Source organism: Micromonospora sp. 050-3, assembly GCF_046549335.1.
GTDB classification, from domain to species: domain Bacteria; phylum Actinomycetota; class Actinomycetes; order Mycobacteriales; family Micromonosporaceae; genus Micromonospora; species Micromonospora trifolii.
On the sequence record NZ_JAJPVX010000003.1, the window covers coordinates 706,411 to 729,141 of the forward strand.

The 22,731-nt window shown below is 70.3% G+C and carries 16 protein-coding genes; 9 read left to right on the plus strand and 7 right to left on the minus strand.

Features of this window, described 5'->3' with window-relative positions; translation table 11 throughout:
• Nucleotides 1–65: 65 nt before the first annotated feature.
• Nucleotides 66–5,147 (plus strand): NAD-glutamate dehydrogenase, encoded by a 5,082-nt coding sequence (locus ACLJOK_RS31330; RefSeq protein ID WP_410822086.1) that lies wholly within the window; start codon nt 66–68, stop codon nt 5,145–5,147.
• 74 nt (nt 5,148–5,221) lie between these two features.
• On the opposite strand, the gene ACLJOK_RS31335 is transcribed toward ACLJOK_RS31330, so the two are convergent.
• Complete coding sequence (locus ACLJOK_RS31335) at nt 5,222–5,920, minus strand: class F sortase (protein WP_410822087.1); 699 nt, start codon at nt 5,918–5,920, stop codon at nt 5,222–5,224.
• Between the two features lies 1 nt (nt 5,921).
• The gene (locus ACLJOK_RS31340) at nt 5,922–7,127 is read right to left on the minus strand and encodes a hypothetical protein (RefSeq protein WP_410822088.1); all 1,206 of its coding nucleotides are present in this window, start codon (nt 7,125–7,127) and stop codon (nt 5,922–5,924) included.
• Between the two features lie 603 nt (nt 7,128–7,730).
• Here ACLJOK_RS31340 and ACLJOK_RS31345 point away from each other — a divergent pair.
• Nucleotides 7,731–9,503, plus strand: a complete 1,773-nt coding sequence (locus ACLJOK_RS31345; protein ID WP_410822089.1) for a glycoside hydrolase family 6 protein — start codon at nt 7,731–7,733, stop codon at nt 9,501–9,503.
• A 126-nt stretch (nt 9,504–9,629) separates the two neighbouring features.
• Here ACLJOK_RS31345 and ACLJOK_RS31350 read toward each other — a convergent pair whose 3' ends face one another.
• The 5 genes from ACLJOK_RS31350 to ACLJOK_RS31370 all read right to left on the minus strand — a co-directional run bounded on the left by ACLJOK_RS31350 (nt 9,630) and on the right by ACLJOK_RS31370 (nt 13,959).
• Nucleotides 9,630–10,016, minus strand: a complete 387-nt coding sequence (locus ACLJOK_RS31350) for a hypothetical protein (protein WP_410822090.1) — start codon at nt 10,014–10,016, stop codon at nt 9,630–9,632.
• Nucleotides 10,017–10,137: 121 nt separating this feature from the next.
• The gene (locus ACLJOK_RS31355; RefSeq protein ID WP_410822091.1) at nt 10,138–10,446 is read right to left on the minus strand and encodes a hypothetical protein; all 309 of its coding nucleotides are present in this window, start codon (nt 10,444–10,446) and stop codon (nt 10,138–10,140) included.
• A 16-nt stretch (nt 10,447–10,462) separates the two neighbouring features.
• Nucleotides 10,463–12,121, minus strand: coding sequence for a sodium:solute symporter family protein (locus ACLJOK_RS31360; RefSeq protein WP_410822092.1), 1,659 nt, complete (start codon nt 12,119–12,121; stop codon nt 10,463–10,465).
• 198 nt (nt 12,122–12,319) lie between these two features.
• Nucleotides 12,320–13,354 (minus strand): hypothetical protein, encoded by a 1,035-nt coding sequence (locus ACLJOK_RS31365; RefSeq protein WP_410822093.1) that lies wholly within the window; start codon nt 13,352–13,354, stop codon nt 12,320–12,322.
• A gap of 11 nt (nt 13,355–13,365) precedes the next feature.
• Nucleotides 13,366–13,959: a hypothetical protein gene (locus ACLJOK_RS31370; protein WP_410822230.1), complete on the minus strand. Its 594-nt coding sequence runs from the start codon at nt 13,957–13,959 to the stop codon at nt 13,366–13,368.
• Nucleotides 13,960–14,247: 288 nt separating this feature from the next.
• Between ACLJOK_RS31370 and ACLJOK_RS31375 the strand changes: the two genes are divergently transcribed.
• The 7 genes from ACLJOK_RS31375 (at nt 14,248) to ACLJOK_RS31405 (ending at nt 22,729) form a co-directional block, all read left to right on the plus strand.
• Nucleotides 14,248–16,605 (plus strand): nitrate- and nitrite sensing domain-containing protein, encoded by a 2,358-nt coding sequence (locus tag ACLJOK_RS31375; protein WP_410822094.1) that lies wholly within the window; start codon nt 14,248–14,250, stop codon nt 16,603–16,605.
• Entirely contained in the window at nt 16,605–17,027 is a 423-nt protein-coding gene (locus ACLJOK_RS31380; protein WP_410822095.1) for a roadblock/LC7 domain-containing protein, read from the plus strand. The genes ACLJOK_RS31375 and ACLJOK_RS31380 overlap by 1 nt, the downstream gene beginning before the upstream one ends.
• Nucleotides 17,017–17,406, plus strand: a complete 390-nt coding sequence (locus tag ACLJOK_RS31385) for a DUF742 domain-containing protein (RefSeq protein ID WP_410822096.1) — start codon at nt 17,017–17,019, stop codon at nt 17,404–17,406. Before ACLJOK_RS31380 ends, ACLJOK_RS31385 begins: the two co-directional genes overlap by 11 nt.
• A complete protein-coding gene (locus ACLJOK_RS31390) occupies nt 17,387–17,989 on the plus strand; it encodes a GTP-binding protein (RefSeq protein ID WP_238678193.1) in 603 nt (200 codons plus the stop codon). The genes ACLJOK_RS31385 and ACLJOK_RS31390 overlap by 20 nt, the downstream gene beginning before the upstream one ends.
• Before the next feature lie 87 nt (nt 17,990–18,076).
• Nucleotides 18,077–19,114, plus strand: coding sequence for a lactonase family protein (locus ACLJOK_RS31395; protein WP_410822097.1), 1,038 nt, complete (start codon nt 18,077–18,079; stop codon nt 19,112–19,114).
• 158 nt (nt 19,115–19,272) lie between these two features.
• Nucleotides 19,273–21,030, plus strand: coding sequence for a substrate-binding domain-containing protein (locus ACLJOK_RS31400; RefSeq protein ID WP_410822098.1), 1,758 nt, complete (start codon nt 19,273–19,275; stop codon nt 21,028–21,030).
• A gap of 217 nt (nt 21,031–21,247) precedes the next feature.
• On the plus strand, nt 21,248–22,729 hold the full coding sequence (locus ACLJOK_RS31405) for a sugar transferase (protein ID WP_410822099.1): 1,482 nt from the start codon (nt 21,248–21,250) through the stop codon (nt 22,727–22,729).
• Nucleotides 22,730–22,731: the final 2 nt, after the last annotated feature.

Below are 22,731 nucleotides of genomic sequence, written 5' to 3' on the forward strand. Positions count from 1 at the left end.
ACGGCAGGGCCTAGGCTGGGCGGCAGAGTGACCCACAACGCGGTGGGTCGAGGGGAGTGGCACCGATGGACCGGCGTCCGGCGATCAAACCGGAACCCGACCTCCGGCAGGATGACTCCGGCCGGGACGATGACAGCTTCGATTCGGCGACCGACGGGGACGGCTACGGCCGACTCGACACGGGAGTCACCGGGCTGACCGGGTCGAGCATCGACACCATCTACGATCTGGGTCTGCCAGCCGAGGCGCTGGCCGACGACGTGGAGGACGCCGAGCTCGACGAACCCGTCCCCAACGCGGAGCGCCTGGTGGCCCAGGCCGTCGCGCTCGCGGGGGACGACCACGACGCGGCGACACTTGTCGGCCGTTTCTGGCGGTTCGCCCCGGACGAGGAGCTGGTCGGCTTCACGGCGGAAGAGATGCTCGACGCGGCCCGGGCACACCGGGATCTCGCTCAGCAGCGGGTGCCGGGCGAGTTGAAGCTGCGGATCCACGAACCGCACGCGGACCAGCACCACACTGTCGTCGAGATCGTCACGGACGACATGCCGTTCCTGGTCGACTCGGTGACGGCGCTGCTCAACTCGTACCACCTCGACGTGCACCTGCTGGTGCACCCGCTGGTGGTGGTGCGGCGGGAGCCGCTGGGCCGGCTCACCGAGGTCTCCGCGGATGTGGAGCCGGACGACGCGATCTCCGGCGACATCATCGAGAGCTGGATGCGGATCGAGATCGACCCGGTCCGGGACGCTGCCGAACGGGACCGGTTGCGCCGCGAGTTGCAGCGGGTGCTCACCGACGTGCGGGAGGCGGTGGAAGACTGGCCGAAGATGCGTCAGCGTGCCCTTGCACTCGCCGACGAGCTGGCCTCGGCCCGGACCTCCGACAGCCGCCCTCCGGTGCCGGAGAAGGACATCACCGACTCGGTGGAGCTGCTGCGCTGGCTCGCCCAGGACCACTTCACCTTCCTCGGTTACCGCGAGTACCGACTTGTGGACGCCGACGGCGGCGACGCCGCGGACCCGGTCGACGGCAAGGCGTTGGAGGCGGTGCTCGGCACCGGTCTGGGCATCCTGCGCTCCGATTCGCCGGACGCGCGGTCGCTGTCGTCGATGACGCCCGAGGCGCACGAGAAGGTGCTGGAGAAGCGCCTGCTCATCATCACCAAGGCCAACTCCCGTGCCACAGTGCACCGCTCGGCGTACCTGGACTACATCGGCTTCAAGATCTTCAACTCCGCCGGTGACGTGATCGGTGAGCGGCGCTTCCTGGGCCTGTTCTCGACGGCTGCCTACCGGACCAGCGTCCGCGAGCTGCCGGTGGTACGCCGCAAGGTGGCCGAGGTGCTGGACCGCTCCGGCCTGAGCCAGCGCAGCCACTCGGGCAAGGATCTGATCCAGATCCTGGAGACCTACCCACGCGACGAGCTGTTCCAGATCAAGACCGACGACCTCTACCACGCGGTGGTCGGCGTGCTGCGGATGGCCGGCCGCCGGCAGCTGCGCGTCTTCCTGCGTCGGGACGCGTACGGGAGGTTCATCTCCTGCCTGATCTATCTGCCCCGGGACCGGTTCACCACCCAGAACCGGCTGCGCATGCAGGACATCCTGCTGCGTGAGCTGAATGGCGTCGGGGTGGACTACACCACCCGGGTCACCGAGTCGATGCTGGCTCGGGTGCACTTCATCGTCCGTACCGACCCGACGCGGCCGCCCGGCGACATCGACGCCGACCTGCTGGCCGAGGAGTTGGCCGACGCCACCCGGCTCTGGGACGACGACTACCGGTTGGTGCTGGAGCGCAAGCTCGGCGACGAGCAGGCCAAGCACCTGTTCACCCGGTACGCCGACGCGTTCCCGGAGGGCTACAAGGACGGGCACACGCCGTACGAGGCGATGAAGGACCTGGCGAAGCTGGAGCTGCTCGAGGAGCCCGGCCAGCTCGAGATGCACCTGTTCCGCAAGCAGTTGGCGCCCCGGCCGGGCACCCGGGTGCCGGGCGCCGACCTGGCCGAGGCCATGGACGTGCGGTTCAAGGTCTACCGGTACGGCGAGCCGATGATGCTCTCCGCCGTGCTGCCGGTGCTGCACTCGCTCGGCGTACGGGTTGTCGACGAGCACCCGTACGAGGTGGACCGGATCGACGGTCGGGTCTACCTGTACGACTTCGGCCTCATGCTGCCCGAAGGGCATCACGAGCTGGCCGAGGTGCGCCCGCACGTGGAGAACGCCTTCGCGGCCGCCTGGCGCGGCGAGGCCGAGGTCGACCGGTTCAACGAGCTGGTGCTGCGCGGCGGGCTGACCTGGCGGCAGGTGGTGGTGCTGCGGGCGTACGCGAAGTACCTGCGGCAGGCCGGCACGGTCTTCTCGCAGGACTACATGGAGCAGACCTTCATCGCGTACCCGAAGCTCGCCGCGTTGCTGGTGGAGCTCTTCGAGACCCGGTTCGCGCCGGGCGAGTTGAGCACCGAGCAGCGGCAGCAGCGCAGCGGCGAGCTGGTGGAGACGATCCGGGGCGCGCTGGACGACGTGGCGAGCCTCGACCAGGATCGGATCCTGCGCTCGTACCTGACGCTGATTGAGGCGACCCTGCGGACCAGCTTCTACCAGAAGCGCGCCGACGGGCGGCCGAAGGCGTACGTGGCGTTCAAGCTCGACCCGCAGGCCATTCCGGACCTGCCCGCGCCGCGACCGAAGTTCGAGATCTTCGTCTACTCGCCTCGCTTCGAGGGTGTGCACCTGCGGTTCGGGCCGGTGGCCCGGGGCGGGTTGCGCTGGTCCGACCGTCGGGAGGACTTCCGTACCGAGGTGCTGGGCCTGGTCAAGGCGCAGATGGTGAAGAACACAGTGATCGTGCCGGTCGGCGCCAAGGGCGGCTTCGTGTTGAAGCAGAAGCCGGGTGACCGGGACGAGGCCGTCGCCTGCTACCAGGAGTTCGTCGGCGCGATGCTGGACGTCACCGACAACATCGTCAGCGGGCAGATCGTGCCGCCCGAGGACGTGGTCCGGCACGACGGCGACGACCCGTACCTGGTCGTGGCGGCCGACAAGGGCACCGCGACGTTCTCCGACATCGCCAACGAGATCTCCAAGACCCACAACTTCTGGATGGGCGACGCGTTCGCGTCCGGCGGATCCGCCGGCTACGACCACAAGAAGATGGGCATCACCGCCCGGGGCGCCTGGGAGTCGGTCAAGCGGCACTTCCGGGAGCTGGGCCTGGACACCCAGACCCAGGACTTCACTGTGGTCGGTGTCGGCGACATGTCCGGCGACGTCTTCGGCAACGGGATGCTGCTCTCCGAGCACATCCGGCTGGTGGCCGCCTTCGACCACCGGCACATCTTCCTCGACCCGGAGCCGGACGCCGCCACCTCGTACGCGGAGCGTCGACGGCTGTTCGACCTGCCCCGTTCCTCCTGGGAGGACTACAACCCGGAGCTGATCTCGGCAGGTGGCGGCATCTTCCCGCGTACCGCGAAGTCCATTCCGATCACGCCGCAGGTCCGGGCGGCGATCGGCCTGGACGACGATGTCACGCAGTTGTCGCCGCAGGATCTGATGAAGGCGATCGTGACCGCCCCGGTTGACCTGTTCTGGAACGGCGGCATCGGCACCTACGTCAAGGCCTCCACCCAGACCAACGCGGAGGTGGGCGACAAGTCCAACGACGCGATCCGGGTGGACGGGCGCAGCCTGCGCTGCCGGGTGGCGGGCGAGGGCGGCAACCTGGGCTGGACCCAGCTCGGCCGGATCGAGTACGCGTTGACCGGCGGCCGGATCTACACGGACTTCATCGACAACGCGGCCGGGGTGGACACCTCCGACCACGAGGTGAACATCAAGATCCTGCTCAACACGGCGGTGGCCGATGGTGAGCTGACCATGGCCGACCGGGACGAGCTGCTGGCCGGGATGACCGACGAGGTCGCGGAGCTGGTGCTGCGGGACAACTACGACCAGGCTCGGGCGATCAACAACGCCCAGGCCCAGGCCGCCTCGCTGCTCCCGGTCCACCGCCGGATGATCAACGAGCTGGAGCGTTCGGGCGGGTTGGACCGCGCGTTGGAGGCGCTGCCGCCGGACGAGGAGCTGGCGGTCCGCAGCGAATCCGGCCTGACCGCGCCGGAGTTCGCGGTGCTGCTCGCGTACGTGAAGATCGTCCTGGAGCGGGAGATCCTCACCGAGGGGCTGGCCGACGAGGAGTGGACGACCGACGTCCTGGTCAACTACTTCCCGACGCCGATGCGCGAGCGGTTCGCCGACCGGATGGGCCGGCACCGGCTGCGCCGGGACATCGTCACCACAGTGCTGGTCAACGAGGCGATCAACCGGGGTGGCATCTCGTTCATCTTCCGGGTGGTCGAGGAGACGGCGGCCAGCGCGGCCGACGTGATCCGGGCGTACGTGGTGATCAGCGAGGTGTTCGGCCTGCGCGACCTGTGGGACGCGGTCGAGGCGCTGGACAACAAGGTGGCGCCGGAGCTCCAGACAAGCGTCTACCTGGACACCCGTCGGCTGCTCGACCGGGCCGTGCGGTGGCTGGTCTCCAACCGGCGTTCGCCGATCGACGTTCCGGCCGAGATCGCCCGGCTGCGCGACGGGGTCACCCGGCTGCTGCCGGGGCTGGAAGAGCTGTTCTACGGCAACGAGCGCCAGGGCATCGCCGCGCACATGGACTCGATGACCGAACGTGGGCTGCCCCGCGAGCTGGCGGAGCGGGCGACCCGGCTGATGTACAGCTTCGGCCTGATGGACGTGGTGGAGACCGCGAACGCCAGCGGGCGGGACGTCAGCGAGGTCGCCTCGGTCTACTTCGTGCTGTCCGACCTGTTCCGGGTGGACTCGCTGCTGTCGAAGATCTCCCTGCTGCCGCGGGAGGACCGCTGGCAGACGCTGGCCCGGATGGCGCTGCGGTACGACCTGTACGCCGCGCTGGCTGCGCTCACCGCGGAGGTACTCGACTCCACCCCGGGCGACCTGCCGCCGCACGAGCGGGTACAGCAGTGGGAGCAGTCGAACGCCACCTCGATCCACCGGGCCCGGCGGGCGATGGGTGAGTTCGACGAGTCGAGGGCGGATCTCGCCGCCCTGTCGGTGCTGCTGCGTCAGATCCGCACCCTGGTGCGGACCTCCGCGGCCGCCTGAGTCAGGTACGCCGGACGCGGTCCGGCCGGTCGGGGTGACCCGACCGGCCGGACCGCGTTTCGTTTAGCCGCCGGTCAGGCCGCCAGTGTGGCGAAGACGACGATGTTGTCCGGGTAACTCTTCGCGGCCTGGTCGAACTGACCGCCGCAGGTGACCACCCGCAGGCTGGGCCGGTCGGCCGGTCCGTACACCAACTCGGTGGGGAAGGCCGTCTTCGGGTACGACTTCACCGAGTCGACAGTGAACGTGGCCGGCACTCCGTCGGCGCGGCGCACGGTGACGGTGTCGCCGGGGGTGAGAGCGCCGAGGTCGAAGAAGACGGCCGGGCCGAGCACCGCCGAGTCCACGTGCCCGACGATGACCGCGTTGCCCGTCTCGCCGGGGCTCGCTCCGGGCTCGTACCACCCGGCCTGGTCGGCCTTGTCCAGCGGAGGGACCTGGACGGTGCCGTCCGGGTTGGTGCCCAACGACATGATCGTCGCGTCGACACCGATCCGGGGGATCTCGATGCTGGTCGGTGCCGAACGGGCCAACCCGGCCGCGGCCTGACCGACCGGCTGCCCGTCGACCGGCGGGGCATCGTCGGCGGTGCTCGCCGGCGCGGTGGCCTCGGGGCCCGCCTGGGCCAGCGGCTGCGGCGGTCGGGGAGTGGGCGTGGTCTTCAGGGAGGCGCCGATCATGCCGGCGCCGATCATGGCCATGGTGACGACGACGGCCGTGCCGGCGGCACGCCACGGTCTCCCGTGGCGGCCGCCGGCCGGTGTCGCCGTCACGTCAGACGAGCGAACCATCGGTCCGCCGACGACGCATCAGCACGATCCCGCCCAGCGCGGCAGCGCCGAGCAGGCCCGCCCCGCCGGTGGCCAGACCCCGGTCGGTACCGGTGCTGACGCCACCGTCACCACCGTCGACACCGCCGTGCGGCAGCACGACGAGCTCGCCCTCGCCGCAGGAGCCCTTGAGCTCGTAGCGACCCGGCTTGGCGTCCTTGTCGACCTTGGCCTCGCCGTAGTAGACGAACTCGCGCTCCTCGTCCCAGTCACGCTCGTCCGAGCCGCGCTCGTCCTTGCCGTAACCGCCACGCTCGTCGGAGCCGTGCTCGTCCTTGTTCTCCCAGCCCTTGTCCGAGCCGTTGTCGGAGCCGTACTCGGAGCCGTGCTCGTCCTTGTTCTCCCAGCCCTTGTCCGAGCCGTTGTCGGAGCCGTACTCGGAGCCGTGCTCGTCCTTGTTCTCCCAGCCCTTGTCCGAGCCGTTGTCCGAGCCGTACTCGGAGCCGTGCTCGTCCTTGTTCTCCCAGCCCTTGTCCGAGCCGTTGTCCGAGCCGTAGTCCGAGCCGTGCTCGTCCTTGGACTCCCAGTCCTTCTTGTCTTCGTCCTTGGAGTCCCAGTCCTTCTTGTCACGGCCTTCTTCGGCGTCCTGGCCGTGCTCCTCGCCCTTCCAGTCCTTGCTGCCCTCGTCGCCGTAGGCGTCGGCGGCAGCGCCGCCACCCTGGCCGCCCTTGCCGTTCTCGTCCTTGTGCTCGTCCTTGCCCTTGTCGTCCTTGCCCTTGTCGTCCTTGCCGTTCTCGTCCTTGCCGTTCTCGTCCTTGCCTTCGTGGTCCTTGCCCTTGTCGTCCTTGCCGTGCTCGTCCTTGCCCTTGTCGTCCTTGCCCTCGTGGTCCTTGCCGTTCTCGTCCTTGCCGTTGTCGTGGTCGGAGGAGTTCTCCTCCTTGCTCCACTCGCGGTCCTCACCCCGGTCTTCGTGCGCCGGCTTGAGCTTGACCTTGCCGGTGACCTTGGACCACACGTACGCGTGCTCCTGCCGATCCGGGCAGATCTCGAGGAGCTTGACCTCGTCGCCAGCCTTGACGACGTGCGGCTTGGCGTAGACCTTGCCGTCGTCGTGGCCGTCGGCGAACGCGATCCCCGGTGCGAACACCAGGAGCGACGCGCCGCCGAGCGCGGCGCCCGCAACGACCTTCCCGAGCATCTTCTTAGCCATGACCTGCGTCACTCCATCCCTGTTGTCCTGAGCTCGGCGACAACCGAGCTAAGACCGACGTTAGACCGTTTCATGACTTATGAAGTGAAAGATTCGCGTTTTACCTTTGATCCAAGTAAGAGATGAAGGAGTGGTACGTGGCTTTCGCCGCGCTGAGCGTCGTGTCAGGTGTCGCGGGACCTTGTGGGTGCGCCACGGTGTTCCGCGCTCGCCGTGCCCGACCTGCCCCGGTCATCCCCTAGCGGCGGGTCCGAGCGACGCGTGCCGGTCGGGCGCACTCGGAGGTATCGTCCGAAACGGCTCGGGCAACGCATCGAGCCATTGCCATGGAAGCGCTCCCATGCAAGAATCGGCGAACGCGGTTCAGAGAGCCACACCGTGCAGGCAGGGGAGTCGAGGGCACCCGATTTCATCGGGCGACGCACCCGCCGCCGATCGACCGGCCGACGCGTCGGCCGGGCACCACCACCACCACCATCGCCCGTCCGGGTCGGGCGCCCCCCAAAGAATCCCGTGGCGCCGACGGCCGTCCGAGCAGGACGCCCATCGGGCCGTCCCGCCGGGCCGTACGTGGGCCCGGTCTCGCCCAAGGAGATCAGTGGCATGAATGTGTGGAGAAGGCTAACCGGCCCACGCCGGGCCCTCGCGCTCGCCGGCGCGGGTGCCCTGGTCGCCGGTGGGCTCGTAACGATTCCGGTTACCGCGGCGCAGGCCGCGACGCAGTGCGACATCGCGTACACGAGCAACGACTGGCCCGGCGGTTTCACCGCGAGCGTCACCATCAAGAACGTCGGCGACCCGCTGAACGGCTGGACGTTGGGCTGGACCTTCGCCAACTCCAGCCAGCGGGTGCAGCAGGGCTGGTCGGCCACGTTCACCCAGTCCGGCAGCCAGGTCACCGCCCGGAGCCTGTCCTACAACGGCACCCTGGCCACCGGCGCGTCGACGAGCATCGGCTTCAACGGCGCGTGGAGCGGCAGCAACCCGAAGCCGACCTCGTTCACGCTGAACGGCGTGGTCTGCAACGGTGGCACCACGCCGCCGACCGACCCGCCCACTGACCCGCCGACCGACCCGCCGACCGACCCGCCGACGGATCCGCCGACCAACCCGCCGGGCACCAAGGTCGACAACCCGTACGTCGGGGTGCGCGGCTACGTGAACCCGGAGTGGAAGGCCAAGGCGGACGCCGAGACCGGCGGAAGCCGCGTCTCCAACAACCCCACCGCCGTCTGGCTGGACCGGATCGCCGCGATCAACGGCACGCCGGACAGCAGCTCCAACGGCGCCTTCGGCGTGAAGGAGCACCTGGACGAGGCGCTGCGCCAAGGTGCCGGCTACATCCAGTTCGTGATCTACAACCTGCCCGGCCGGGACTGCTCGGCGCTCGCCTCCAACGGTGAGCTGGGCCCGGACGAGCTGCCGAAGTACAAGGCCCAGTACATCGACCCGATCGCCGCCATCCAGGGTCAGTCGAAGTACAGCAGCCTGCGGATCATCAACATCATCGAGATCGACTCGCTGCCGAACCTCGTCACCAACACGTCCGGTCAGCCCGGCGGCACGGCCATGTGCGACACGGTCAAGGCCAACGGCGCGTACGTCAACGGTGTCGGCTACGCCCTCGCCAAGCTGGGCTCGCTCGGCAACGTGTACAACTACATCGACGCCGGCCACCACGGCTGGCTCGGCTGGGACTCCAACTTCGTCCCGACCGCCAACATCCTGAAGACCGCCGCTGTCGCCTCCGGCAGCACTGTCAACAACGTGCACGGGTTCATCACCAACACCGCGAACTACTCGGCGCTGACTGAGCCGTACTTCAAGGTCACCGACAACGTGAACGGCACGTCGGTGCGGCAGTCCAAGTGGGTCGACTGGAACTTCTACGTCGACGAGCTGTCGTTCGCCCAGGCGTTCCGCAACCAGCTGGTCTCGGTCGGCTTCAACTCCAACATCGGCATGCTTATCGACACCTCCCGTAACGGCTGGGGCGGCTCCGCCCGGCCCACCGGTCCGGGCGCGACGACGAGCGTCGACACGTACGTCAACGGGGGTCGCATCGACCGTCGGGCCCACCTCGGCAACTGGTGCAACCAGTCTGGTGCCGGTCTCGGTGAACGGCCCCGGGCCACCCCGGCGACGGGCATCGACGCCTACGTCTGGGTGAAGCCGCCGGGTGAGTCGGACGGCTCCAGCAAGGAGATCCCGAACAACGAGGGCAAGGGCTTCGACCGGATGTGCGACCCGACGTACGGCGGCAACGCCCGCAACGGCAACAACCCGTCCGGGGCGCTTGCCAACGCACCGATCTCCGGTGCCTGGTTCTCCGCCCAGTTCCAGGAGCTCATGCGCAACGCCTACCCGGCGCTCTGATCGGGTAGCTCACGCACCAACCCGCTGCCAGTGGTTGGTGAGGCACTGTTGGCAGCAGGTTCCCCCCGGGTCCCCGGCTCGACCGTCACAGGTCGGGCCGGGGACCCCCCCTTGGGCGTGAGTCGATCAGGGCACTGTGCGTTCGATCGCCGCCCGGCCCTGCTCGGCCAGGTCCCGGCGGGCCTTCTCCAGGTTCTCCGGGGTCAGGTCCTGCCCGCGGGCCATCACCAGGTCCTCCGGCTCCCAGGGCTGCTCGCCCCCGGTGCGGATGTTGTCCCCGCCAGCGCCGGTGCCCGTCCCGGTCGCACCGGTGCCGGCAGCGTACGGGTCGCCGATCAGCTCGTCGGTGTCCGGCGCCAGGTCGTCCGGTCGGCTGCGGGGCTCGGCGAAGCCCGGCGTGTCCCGGTCCGGGCCACCTCCTTTCCGCAACTGCGGCACGGTGGCGTCATCGTCCACCGCCGAGGCGACCTCGGGGCTGTCCTCCAGCGGCGGTTGGCGATCGCGATCGGTCATGGTGCTGCCTCCTGTGTCCGACACGGTGCCTGATTTCCCCCGCGTACCCCTTCGTGCCGCGCTCATGCCGCACGGCCCGGCGGTCGGGCCGGGCCGTGCTCATGCCGTGCGGTCAGGCGGGTCAGGCGTCGGGCTGATGCTCGTTCGGGGCCGGCGCTTCCGCTGGACGCAGCCACTGCCAGAGCAGCATGAGCAGACCGAACACGAGCATCGCCAGCCCGGCCCACAGGTTGATCCGTACGCCCTCGGCCTTGTCGATCTCGGCCCGGCTGTCGAAGATGCCGATCAGCGTCACGATGACCCCGTACGCGACGAAGAGGCCACCGATCACCCGGCGGATGTCGAACAGTCTGGCCGCGGCGGAGCGCCGCTGCTCCGCCTGCGCCTCGTCGATCAGCGGGTCCTGTGCCGGCTGGCCATCGTTGCTCATCTGCCGACCCCTTTCCTTAGAAGACCGGGATGTAGAAGAGGGCGGCCAGCGCGACCGCGATCAGACCGAGCAGCACCGGGGAGCGGTACCAAACGGCGTCCCCGGCGAGCACGTCGCCCTTCAGGTCGACGCCGCCCATGCCGTACACCAACCCGCGCAGCTCCTCGTCCCGCTTGGGTGCGGTGAGCGGGGTGACGATCGCGGCGACCACCACCGCCGTGACGAACGCCAGACCGGCGCCCCAGAAGCTCTCCTCCAGGTCGGAGTTGAAATCGACCACACCGCCCTTGTAGAGCAGGTAGAGGCTCAGCGACACCAGGGTGCCCAGCAGCAGCGACCAGAAGCCTGCCAGAGCGCTCATCCGCTTCCAGAACATGCCGATGATGAAGGTGGCGAACAGCGGCGCGTTGAAGACGGAGAAGAGCGCCTGGATGTAGTTCATGATGTTGCTGAACCCGGCCGCGATGAACGCGGTGCCGATCCCGATCACCACGGCGGCGACCGTCGCCCACCGGCCGACCCGCAGGTAGTGCTCGTCCGACCGGTCACGGCGGATGTACGCCTGCCAGATGTCGTAGGTGAAGACTGTGTTGAAGCCGCTCACGTTGGCCGCCATGCCGGCCATGAACGAGGCCAGCAGGCCGGTGACCGCCACCCCCAGCACGCCGTTGGGGAGCAGGTCGCGCATCAGCAGCGGGATGGCGTTGTTGTACTGGAGGTCGCCGCTCTCCGCGCCCAGGCCCTTCACGGTGACCAGGGCGACCAGGCCGGGGATCACAGTGACCAGGGGGATGAACAGCTTCGGGTACGCGGCGATGATCGGCGTACGCCGGGCGGCGCTCATGTTCTTCGCAGAGAGGGCCCGCTGCACCTCGGCGAAGTTCGTCGTCCAGTAGCCGAACGACAACACGAAACCGAGGCCGAAGACGATGCCGAGCCACTGCGCGCCCAGCGGGTTGGCAGTGCTGCCGGTGTCCTGCCAGGCGTGCAGGCCGGCCTCGCCGAGTTTGGTGTCGCCGACCGCGTCCATCAGGCCGTTCCACCCACCGACCTTGACCAGGCCGATCACGGTGACCGGGATGAGGCCGGCCAGGATGACGAAGAACTGGAGCACCTCGTTGTAGATCGCCCCGGACAATCCACCGATGGTGATGTATGCCAGCACGATCGCCGCGCCGACCACGATCGCCGTCCAGAGCGGCCAGCCGAGCAGCGCCTGCATGACGAGGGCCAGCGCGTACAGGTTCACGCCGGCGATCAGCACCTGGGCGACGGCGAAACTGATCGCGTTGAGCAGGTGGGTGGGGCGGTTGAACCGCAGCCGCAGGTACTCCGGCACGCTGCGGACCTTGGAGCCGTAGTAGAAGGGCATCATCACGATGCCCAGGAAGACCATCGCCGGGACCGCGCCGATCCAGTAGTAGTGGACCGTCATCACGCCGTACTGGGCCCCGTTGGCGGCCATTCCGATGATCTCCAGCGCGCCCAGGTTCGCCGAGACGAAGGCGAGACCGGTCACCCAGGCCGGCAGGGAGCGGCCGGAGAGGAAGAAGTCGACGCTGGTCCGGATGGCCCGGCGCGCGGCGAAGCCGACCCCGAGGACGGTGACGAAGTACAGCGCCAGGATCAGGTAGTCCAGGCCGTTCATGTTGAGCCGGAGACCGTCGCCGTCCATCCCGTCACCCCTCGTCCCGACGTCCCGCGCGGGTTGGTGCGCGCGCGCCCTATTACCCCGTCCGCGCGGTTTCACTCCCGGAGGTCGAGACCGCTGTGTTCGGATCCCGTTGGGCGGTCTGGCCGGCTTGGCGACTGACGGCACGCAAGAGGGCGCCCCGGCCGTCGCGGCCGGGGCGCCAGTTGGTTTTCGGGTGACTCAGCGACCGAGTACGCGGTCCAGGAAGTCCCGGTAGTTGCGGACCGCCATCCGCAGTTGCTCCGTGTCGGCCGAGCCGGCGTCCTGCCACCCGCCCAGCGTGCTCTTCTGGGCGGCCAGCGCCGAGGAGAGTGCCTGGATGGCCTCCTCCACCAGTGACTGCGCCTCGCCGGCAGCCGCCTGCGGGTCGTCGACGAAACGCAGCTGCACGTCCCGCCAGCGGTCCCGGAAGCCCTGAGCGGTGTCAGTGTCGAGGAGCGTGGCCGGCTCGGCCGCGACTGTCGACCCGGCGGATCGGGACGTTCCGGCGGACTCCAGCGTGGCGCTGGTGTCGTCGTCGGGGACCGGTTCGCCGTCCGCGTCGGGGTCGACCATCTCCGGTGTCGCGCTGCCGTAGCCGGCCGCGCCCGCCGCGGCGGCATCCCGGTCGCCGGTCAAATCGCCGCGCCGCTCGGGGTCGCCGTCCGTACTCCCTGGCGGGACGACGGTGCGCGCGGACGTGTCCGCGTCGTCCCGGTCGGCGCTGTCGTCGAGGTCGGCGCTGTCGTCGACGTCCGTGTCACGGCGGTGCAGCTCGGCGGTGGGGTCGGCGCGCAGACCTTCCCGCTCGCCGTCCTCGGCGCCGTCGCCCGGCTGGGCGGTCCGCTCGGCCCGGGGGTCCGGCTGATCCTGCGGGTGCGGGCTGGCCAGCGCGGAGGCGGCCACCGCGTCGGCCACAGTGGTGGCGCCGAACGTCGTCGGCAGCGGCCCCGGCTCGTGGAAACCGCCCTCGTCGGTGGACCGGTCGTCGCGTCGGTGGCGCGGGTCGGAGTCGTCGGTCAGGTCGTCGTCGGCCGGGTCGTACGCGGCGTCCCGGTCGGTGTCGTCGGCCCGCTCGTGGGCGGCGGTCTGGTCGTCGAAGGTGCCCCGGTCGTCGAGGGCGTCCTCCGGGACGTCGGAACGGCCGGCCCGGTCGCCGGCCGGGGGTACCGGCACTGGCGCGGACCGGACGGCCTCGGGGTGGTCGTTGCTCACCTGCTGCTCTTCCTGGCGCATCGGTGGCCTCCTCAGCGGCTCGTGGCGTCGTGGTCCGGGTGGTGGCGCTGTTCGGGCGTGTGGTGGCCGACCGGCTCCTCGCCCAGTAGGTCGGCGAAGAGTGCGCGGTAGTGCACGACCGCCTGGCGCAGCTCCTCGGTGTTGGCCTCGCCCCGGGAGTTGCGCAGGTGGATCTCGTGCGCGTCCCGGTAGTTGGTCAGCGTGCGGGCGTGCTCGACGGAGAGCTGGGCGATCTGGTCGGAGAAGTCACCGGTCGGGTAGCCCTGCTCCTCGATGAGCCGGGTGACCAGTTCGTCCGCGTCGCCCACGGTCTCGCCGGGGGAGTCGATGAATCGGACCTGGAGTTCCTCCCAGGCGGCGGCGTACCGGGCCCGGGACTCCGGGCTGAGTGGGGTGAGCGTGAGCTCGGCATGCCGGCGTTCCCGGTCGCGCAGTTCGCGCTCGGCGGCGGACCGGCTGTCCTGTTCCGCCACCACCCGGTCGTACTCCGGCCCGAACCGGTTGCGCAGGGCCCGGCGGTTGTTGAGCGAGCGGGCGGCCACGGCCAGCACCGCGACGATCACCAGCACGACGAGCACGATGACGACTATCTGCGTGGGCGACATGGGCTCCTCCTTCGTCATCTGCTATTCCCTCCGCGCAGTGATCGCCAATCCCGATCCGAGACACTTTCCTGACGAGGGCCGCAACTACTCACCGGCCAAGACCTGATTCATCCCAGAAGAGCCGCTTGGGTGGGTGGCGACACGGGCGGTAGTGAAACAGCCTCCGATTACGTATCCTGCCCAAGGCGCCCGCGCCGGTGCCTGGCGACGCGGCCGGGCGCGCAGCCGGCAGGCGCGGTGCCCGGCGGTGCCGGCACCACTCCTGCCACCCTGCACGGGCGAGGTCTGATGAAAACCCGCGACTGGCCGATCCGCTCGAAGCTGACCGCGTTGGTCGTGGCGCCGGTGACCGCGCTGCTGGCGCTGTGGATCTTCGCGACCACGCTGACCTTCGGTCCCGCCCTGAACCTGCTCTCCGCCCGCACCCTGTTGTACGACCTGGGTCGCCCCGGCGAGACAGTGGTCACCGAGCTGCAACGGGAACGCCGACTCTCGGTGGTGCAGCTCGCCGGCAACACCGAGCTGCCCGCCCTCGCCGAGCAGCGCGGGCGCACCGACCGGGCGGTCGCCGAGCTGCGCCGCCGGGTGGACGGGGAGCCGCTGCGCGACGCCGCTGACGACCTGCTGGAAACCCGGGTCGACCAGCTGGTCAACGCCCTGGCGGCGCTACCCAGCGGGCGGAAGTTCATCGACGACCGCAAGGTGGACCGGGCCGGCGCGATCGGCCTGTACAGCGGAATGGTCGCCGCGGCCTTTCAGGCGTTCGCCGGCATGGCGACCCTGACCGACCCGGACATCAACCGGCAGGCACTGGCGCTCACCGCGCTGGGTCGCTCCCGGGAACTGCTCGGCCAGAGCGACGCGCTGCTGGCCGGCGCGCTGACCGCCGGACGGTTCGCCGAGGGGGAGCACACCCAGCTCGTACAGGCCATCGGCAACCAACGGTGGCTCACCGAGAGCGCCGTGGCCGACCTGCCCGAGAGCAGCAGGGTCGCGTACCAACGGTTGACCGAGGGCGAGGCGTTCACCCGGCTGCGCAGCATGCAGGACGCGCTGGTCGTACCCAACCGGTCCGGCCGGCCGACTGTCGACGCGGCGTCCTGGCAGGCCAGCCAGGACGCGGTGCAGCAGCAGTTGCGGGACTTCGAACTGTCCGAGGCCGACGCGCTCACCGACCGTTCGGTGCCGATGGCGGTCCGCATCCTGGTGCGGCTGGCGGCCGCCGGCGTGCTCGGGCTCGTCGCAGTGGTGGTCTCGGTGCTGGTGGCGCTGCGGGTCGGCCGCACCCTGGTCCGGCGGCTCAGCGGCGTCCGCACCGCCGCGCTGGAGCTGGCCGAGCACCGGCTGCCCGACGTGGTCGCCCGGCTGCGCCGTGGCGAGCAGGTCGACGTCGCCCGGGAGGCACCGCCGCTGGAGTACGGCCACGACGAGATCGGCGAGGTCGGGCGCGCCTTCACCGAGGTGCAGCGCACCGCCGTCCAAGCCGCTGTGGACGAGGTCACCCTGCGTCGCGGGCTCAACGAGGTCTTCCTCAACATCGCTCGGCGGAGCCAGAGCCTGGTGCACCGTCAGCTGCACCTGCTGGATCGGATGGAGCGGCGTAGCGAGGACCCGGACGAGCTGGCCGAACTGTTCCAGGTCGACCACCTGGCCACCCGGCTGCGTCGGCACGCCGAGGATCTGGTCATCCTCGCCGGCTCCGCGCCCGGCCGGGGTTGGCGGAACCCGGTCGCGATGGTCGACCTCATCCGCGGCGCGATCTCCGAGGTCGAGGCGTACGAACGGGTGGACGTCAAGGCCATGCAGCCGGCCGGCGTGCTGGGGCGGGCGGTCGGCGACGTCATCCACCTGCTCGCCGAGCTGGTCGAGAACGCCACAGCCTTCTCCCCGCCGGACACCCGGGTCACCGTCACCGGGACGCAGGTGGCCAACGGGTACGCCCTGGAGATCACCGATCAGGGGCTGGGCATGTCCGACGCGGCGCTGGAGACCGCCAACACCCGGCTGGCCAGCTCGCCCGAGTTCGACCCGGCGCAGAGTGCCCGACTCGGCCTGTTCGTGGTGGCCCGGCTGGCGGCCCGGCACGGCGTACGGGTGCGGTTGCGCCCCTCCGGGGAGGGTGGCGTGACCGCCGTGGTGCTGGTCCCCGGCGACCTGGTCACCACCGAGCCGCCGGCCGGCCCCGACCCCGCCACGATCGGTACCGCGTCGGCCGACCCGAGCCGTCGGCCGGCTCGGACGGCGCGCCGGGGCACGGTGACCCGCCCTCGTACCCGCCCGCCGACGGCGCCGTCCGCCAGCACAGCCCCACCCGCCCCACCCACCGGAGCGCCGAACTCGGCCATCCCGTCCGACAACGGGCGCGACGAGGGGGCGGCAACCCCCGACGAGCCGGACGACGAGCTGGATGGCCTGCCCCGCCGGGTGCGTCGTCGTACCCCCGCCGCCCAGCCCCGGTCGACAGTCACCGACACGCCGTCGCCCCGCTCGCCGGAGGAGGTCCGCCAGGTGATGGCGGCGCTCCAGGCCGGCACGGCGCGCGGACGCGCCACAGCCATCACCCCGACGGCGCCAACCGGCCCGACGGCCCCCACCGACCCGCCGACGACCCCCGAACCCCCGACCGCGACTGAGAGGGACGCCTAGTGCGGCATTCGACGAAGCAGAGCGCCGGCCTCGACTGGTTGCTCGACGAGCTGGTGCAACGGGTACCAGCCGCCCGCGAGGCTGTGGTGCTCTCCGCCGACGGCCTGCTGCTCGGCTGTTCGGCCGAACTGGAGCGCTCCGACGCCGAGCACCTCTGTGCTCTCGCCGCCGGCTTCTCCAGCCTGGCCCGAGGCACCAGCCGACACGTGGACGGCGGCCCGGTCCGACAGACAGTTGTGGAGATGGAGGCGGCGTACCTCTTCGTCACCACCGCCGGGCAGGGCGCCTGCCTGGCCGTGGTGAGCGACGCCGACGCGGACATCGGGCTGGTCGCGTACGAGATGGCGATGCTGGTGATCCGGGTGGGGGAGAGCCTGGCCGCGCCGGCCCGATCGGCAGCGGGTGCCGGAGATGCGGACTGAGCCGCCCGGGCCGCAGCACGAGTGGCTGGATGGTGAAGCCGGCCCGGTGATGCGCCCGTACACGCTCACCGGAGGCCGGGTACGCTCCGCCGTCGACAATTTCAACCTGGTCGCGTTCGTGTTGGCCGGTTCGGATGTCGATGCGACAAGCCACTCGCATCTGCTGCCGGAGCATCGACGGCTGGTCGCGTTTGCCCACCGGCCGGTGTCGGTGGCCGAACTGGCAGCCGAGCTGGACCTCGCGGTCGGCGTGGTCCGGGTACTGCTCGGTGATCTCCTCGCCGAGGGCCTGGTAGCGGTGCACGAGCCGCCGGCCGCCGGCATCCTTCCCGACGACGACATCCTCAAGGCGGTGGTCAGTGGACTCCGTGCGCTATGACCAGGTGGGCACCAGCACCACCATCCCGCTGGCACTGAAGATCCTCATCGCGGGAGGCTTCGGGGCTGGCAAGACGACCTTGGTGAGCGCCCTGAGCGAGGTCCGTCCGTTGCAGACCGAGGAGGTGCTCACCGGCGCCGGGATCGGCACCGACGACCTCTCCGGCGTGGAGGGCAAGTCCACCACCACTGTGGCGATGGACTTCGGCCGGATCACCATCAACGACGACCTTCAGGTCTACCTGTTCGGCACGCCGGGCCAGGACCGGTTCTGGTTCCTCTGGGACGAGCTGGCCTTCGGCGCGCTCGGCGCCGTGGTGCTCGCCGACACCCGGCGGTTGGCCGACTGCTTCCCCTCCATCGACTACTTCGAGCAGCGTGGCATCCCGTTCGTGGTGGGCGTGAACTGTTTCGACGACTCCCGCCGGTTCAACCTGGAGACCGTACGCCGAGCCCTCGACCTGGACCCGGACGTGCCGATGGTGCTCTGCGACGCCCGGGACCGGCAGTCCGGGAAGATGGTGTTGATCTCTCTGGTGGAGCACGTCGCCCGACAGCGCGGCGAGCCGGTGCCGGCGGCCTGAGAACCCGGCCGGAAAGCCGGTTAACGGGCGGGCAACGCGGGCAGCCTCTGGTTGGATCAACGAAGGATGCCGGCGGAGGAGTTGGGCGTGAGCGGTCAGGGTGAGGTCGTCCACATCGGGGGTTACACCGCGCAGAGTGGCGGGCGGGGCAGCGGCATCGTCGCCGCGCGTCGCGACCCGACGACCGGGGCGCTGACCCCGCTCGGCACTGTGGCGGTCACCCCGTCCCCCTCGTTCCTGGCGCGGCACCCCACCCAGCCGGTGCTCTACGCGGTCAACGAGCTGACCGACGGCGAAATCAGCGCCTGGCAGGTCGGGGCGGACGGCGCGCTGGACCCGCTCGGCAGTCGGTCGACCGGCGGCGCCGAGCCCTGCCACCTGGCGGTGCTGCCCGGCGGCGGGCACCTGCTGGCGGCCAACTACGGCAGTGGCAGCATCGCGGTCTTTCCGCTCGACCCGCAGGGCGTGCCCGGCGAGCGCACCGACCTGGTGGTGCACGAGGGGCACGGCCCCGACCCGGAGCGCCAGGACCACGCCCACGCCCACATGGTCTCGCCGGGGGCGGGCCGGGGGCCGATCTTCGGCGTGGATCTCGGCACCGACTCGGTCTACCGGTACGACCTGGACGAGGCGACCGGACGACTGGTGCCGCGTGCGCCCCGGATGCGTACCAAGCCCGGCACCGGACCCCGGCATCTCGCCCGGCACCCGGACGGACGGCGCTGCTACCTCGTCGGTGAGCTGGACGCCTCGGTCACCGCCTACGAGCTGACCGACGACGGCGCGTTGCACCAGCGCGGGCGGGTCGAGGCCAGCGGGCGGGCCGGTCACGTTCAGCCGTCGGAGGTCACTGTCACCCCGGACGGCCGGTTCCTCTACGTCGCCAACCGTGGGGTGGGGACCGTGGCGGTCTTCACACTGGCCGGGGAGTTGCCCGAGCTGGTGGCCGAAGTGGACACCGGCGGCGGGTGGCCTCGCCACTTCGCCCTCATCGGTGAGCACCTCTATGTCGCCGACGAGCGGGCGGACATGGTGCGGGTGTTCCGGCGCGACGCCGACACCGGTGTCCCGGAGGCGGTCGGCGAGCCGGTGCCGGTGCCGAGCCCGACGTGCGTGCTGGCCTGAACGATGATTTAAGAGACGTGAGTGCTGCACTGATTCGGCAACGCCACGGGGCTGCTGCGTCACTCTGTGTTGCGAAATGGTGGTCAACTGTTTCTCCTCCGTAACTTTAGTCCGAACGGATGTGGCAGAGACGGCACCTAGTACGCAAGATGGTCACCGTGTCAGCAGGCCGCCATCGCATGCGTTCGAAACTCCACCTAGCCGCCGCCGCCGCAACGGCGGGGGTGCTCGTCGTGACGACGGGCGCGTGGTTCGGCTACCAGGAGTTGGTCCAGCCCAGCTGCTCGGGGGAGATCCGACTCGCCGTGGCGGTCGCTTCCGAACTCGCGCCGGCGGTGGACGCCGCCGCGTCCCAGTGGGTCAAGGATGGCGCCGCGGTAGGCCCGACCTGCATCCGCGTCGACGTGTCCGCGTCCGACCCGGTCGACGTGGCGGCCGTGGTGGCGGCCAAGCATGGCGCTGTGCTGGCCGGCGTGGGGCAGGCCAGTGGCACCGCCGTCAGCCCCGACGTCTGGGTGCCCGACTCCTCGACCTGGCTGCTGCGGTTGAAGAAGGACGCGACAGCGTTCGCGCCGACCAACGGCCAGTCCATCGCGCGCAGCCCGATCGTCGTCGCGATGCCCGAGCCGATCGCCACGCGGCTGGGCTGGCCGGACAAGAAGTTCAACTGGACCGACCTGCTCAAGCAGGTCAACAACACCAGCGCGCCGCTGCGGACCGGGATCGTCGAGCCGACCCGCGACGCGGCGGGCCTGTCCGGTCTGCTCTCGCTGACCGCGGCCGCCAACGGCGCCGGCGGTGACGCCCAGCGCAACACCGTCGGCGCGCTCCGCGCACTGGCCACCGGGCGCTCCTCGCTCCGCAACGACCTGCTGGCCCGTTTCCCCACGGCCAACGACTCGACGTCCATCGCCAGTGGTCTCGGCGCGGCGGCCCTGTCCGAAGAGGACGTGATCGCGTACAACAGCAAGAAGCCGCCGGTGCCGCTGGCCGCGCTCTACATGGAGCCGGCGCCGATGCCGCTGGACTACCCGTACGCGGTGCTGCCCGGCATCGAGCCGAGCAAGGCGTCGGCCGCCAAGGTGCTGTTCGAGCTGCTCACCAGCCCGACCTTCCGTAACCGGCTCGCCGCGCAGTCGCTGCGCGCCCCGGACGGCAACTGGGGCGAGGGCTTCAAGGCGCCGCAGGGTGCTCCGAGTCCGTCCGGCGGCGCGCCCACCGCACCCGCTAACGGCGGCACCGCGGCGGGCGGTCTCGACCCGGCCGCCATCCAGCGGGTCGTCTCCAGCTGGTCGATCGCCACCCAGTCCGGTCGGATGCTGGCCGTCATCGACGTCTCCGGCTCGATGAAGGACCCGGTGCCCAGCGCCAACAACCGCAGCCGAGAAGAGGTCACAGTGGACGCGGCCCGTCGCGGCCTCGGCCTCTTCGACGATTCCTGGTCGATCGGTCTGTGGACCTTCTCCACCAGGCTCGTCGGCAACCGGGACTACCGGGAGCTGGTCCCCATCGGGCCGCTCTCCGGCCAGCGGGCCCAGTTGGAGGGCGCGCTCGCCACCGTCAAGCCTTCCAGCGGGGACACCGGCCTCTACGACACCATGCTGGCCGCGTACCAGGCCGTGCAGGAGAACTGGCAGCCCGGCCGGGTCAACTCGATCGTGCTGTTCACCGACGGCAAGAACGAGGACGACAACGGTCTCAACCAGCAGCAGTTGCTCGCCAAGCTCAAGCAGATCGCCGACCCGGAGCGGCCGGTCCAGGTCATCATGATCGGTATCGGCGAGGGCGTCAGCAAGGCAGAGCTGGAATCGATCACCAAGGTGACCGGTGGCGACGTCTTCGTCACCAAGGACCCGAGCGAGATCGGCAGCATCTTCCTCAGCGCCATCGCGCGGCGTCCGCCAGCACCACGCTGATCCGACGCTCAGACGTCCAGGGGCCTGCCGTACCGTTCGATTCGGTGTGGCAGGCCCCTTTTCGGCCACCAGGTTGTTGAAGAAAAGTGACGGCAATACGTCGGAAGCAATCGGCAGTCATAGTTGTCAAGGCAGGATGTCGACTGTTCCGGCATAGTCGGTCCGCCTCCGGTCCGACCCGTCGGCCGGGGCCATCCTGTACAGAGTGGGAGGGCCGGTGAGCGTGGCGACACTGTTGACCCCCGCCACGTCGGCGGAGCCGGGCGGTCGACGCGCCGGGTTGGTGGCGCGCGCCGACGAACGGTCCTACGTCCGGGTTCTGGTGGTGCTGGACACCACCATCCTCATCATCGCGCTGTTGATCGGGTACGTCGCCCGTTTCGGTGACGACGAGCCGACCGGCTCGGAGATCCCGTACGTGCTGGTCGCCCCCGGGTTGGTGCTGGCCTGGCTGATCTCGCTCAAGGCGCTCGGCTGCTACGACGACCGGGTGATCGGCTACGGGGCGGACGAGTACCGGCGGGTCAGTTCCGCCAGCCTGCGCCTGGCCGGGGCGATCGCGATCATCGGATACATCGCCGACGTCGGCGTCTCCCGGGGCTTCCTGGGAATCTCCTTCGCGGTGGGCACCGTCGGGCTGGAGGTGGCGCGGTTCGCCGCCCGCAAGCGGCTGCACCGGGCCCGCTCGTTGGGCGCCGGCTGGTCCCGCAAGGTGCTGGTGGTCGGTGACACCGCCCACGTGTTGGAGTTGGTCCACACGCTGCGCCGCGAGCCGTACGCCGGCTACCAGGTGGTGGGCGCCTGCATCCCGGACGCGCTGCTCGCGCCGGTGGCGCAGCGGCTGGGTGACGTGCCGGTGGTGGGGTCGTTCCGGGGCATCCCGGAGGCCGCCACCGCGATCGGCGCGGACACCGTCGCGGTGACCGCCTCCGGTGAGCTGACCGCGACCCGGCTGCGCCGCCTCGGCTGGCAGCTGGAGGGGACCGGCATCGACCTGGTCGTGGCGCCCGCGCTGACCGACGTCGCCGGCCCGCGCATCCACACCCGCCCGGTCGCCGGCCTGCCGCTGATCCACGTCGAGGCGCCCGAGTTCCGCGGGGTCCGCAAGCTGGTGAAGGGTCTCGTCGACAGGTCCGCCTCGTCGCTGGCGCTGGCGGTGCTGCTGCCGCTGATCGCGTTCATCGCGCTGGCCATCAAACTGGACAGCCGGGGCCCGGTGCTGTTCCGACAGGTCCGGGTCGGGCGGGGTGGGCAGGAGTTCGGGGTGTTCAAGTTCCGCACCATGGTGGTGAACGCTGACGCGCTCCTCGCCGAGCTGACCGCCCGCAACGAGACCGACGGCCTCATGTTCAAGATGCGCCACGACCCCCGGGTGACCCGCGTCGGCCGGCTGCTGCGCAAATGGTCACTGGACGAGCTGCCGCAGCTGGTCAACGTGCTGCTGGGCCAGATGAGCCTGGTCGGGCCCCGCCCGCCGCTGCCCTCGGAGGTGGCCCGCTACGACGGCGACGTGGCCCGACGGCTGCTCGTCAAGCCCGGCATGACCGGCCTGTGGCAGGTCAGTGGCCGCTCCGACCTGAGCTGGGAGGACGGCATCCGGCTCGACCTCTACTACGTGGAGAACTGGTCCCTGGCCGCCGACCTCACCATTCTCTGGAAGACCTTCGGCGCGGTGCTCAACGGCCGCGGCGCTTACTGACC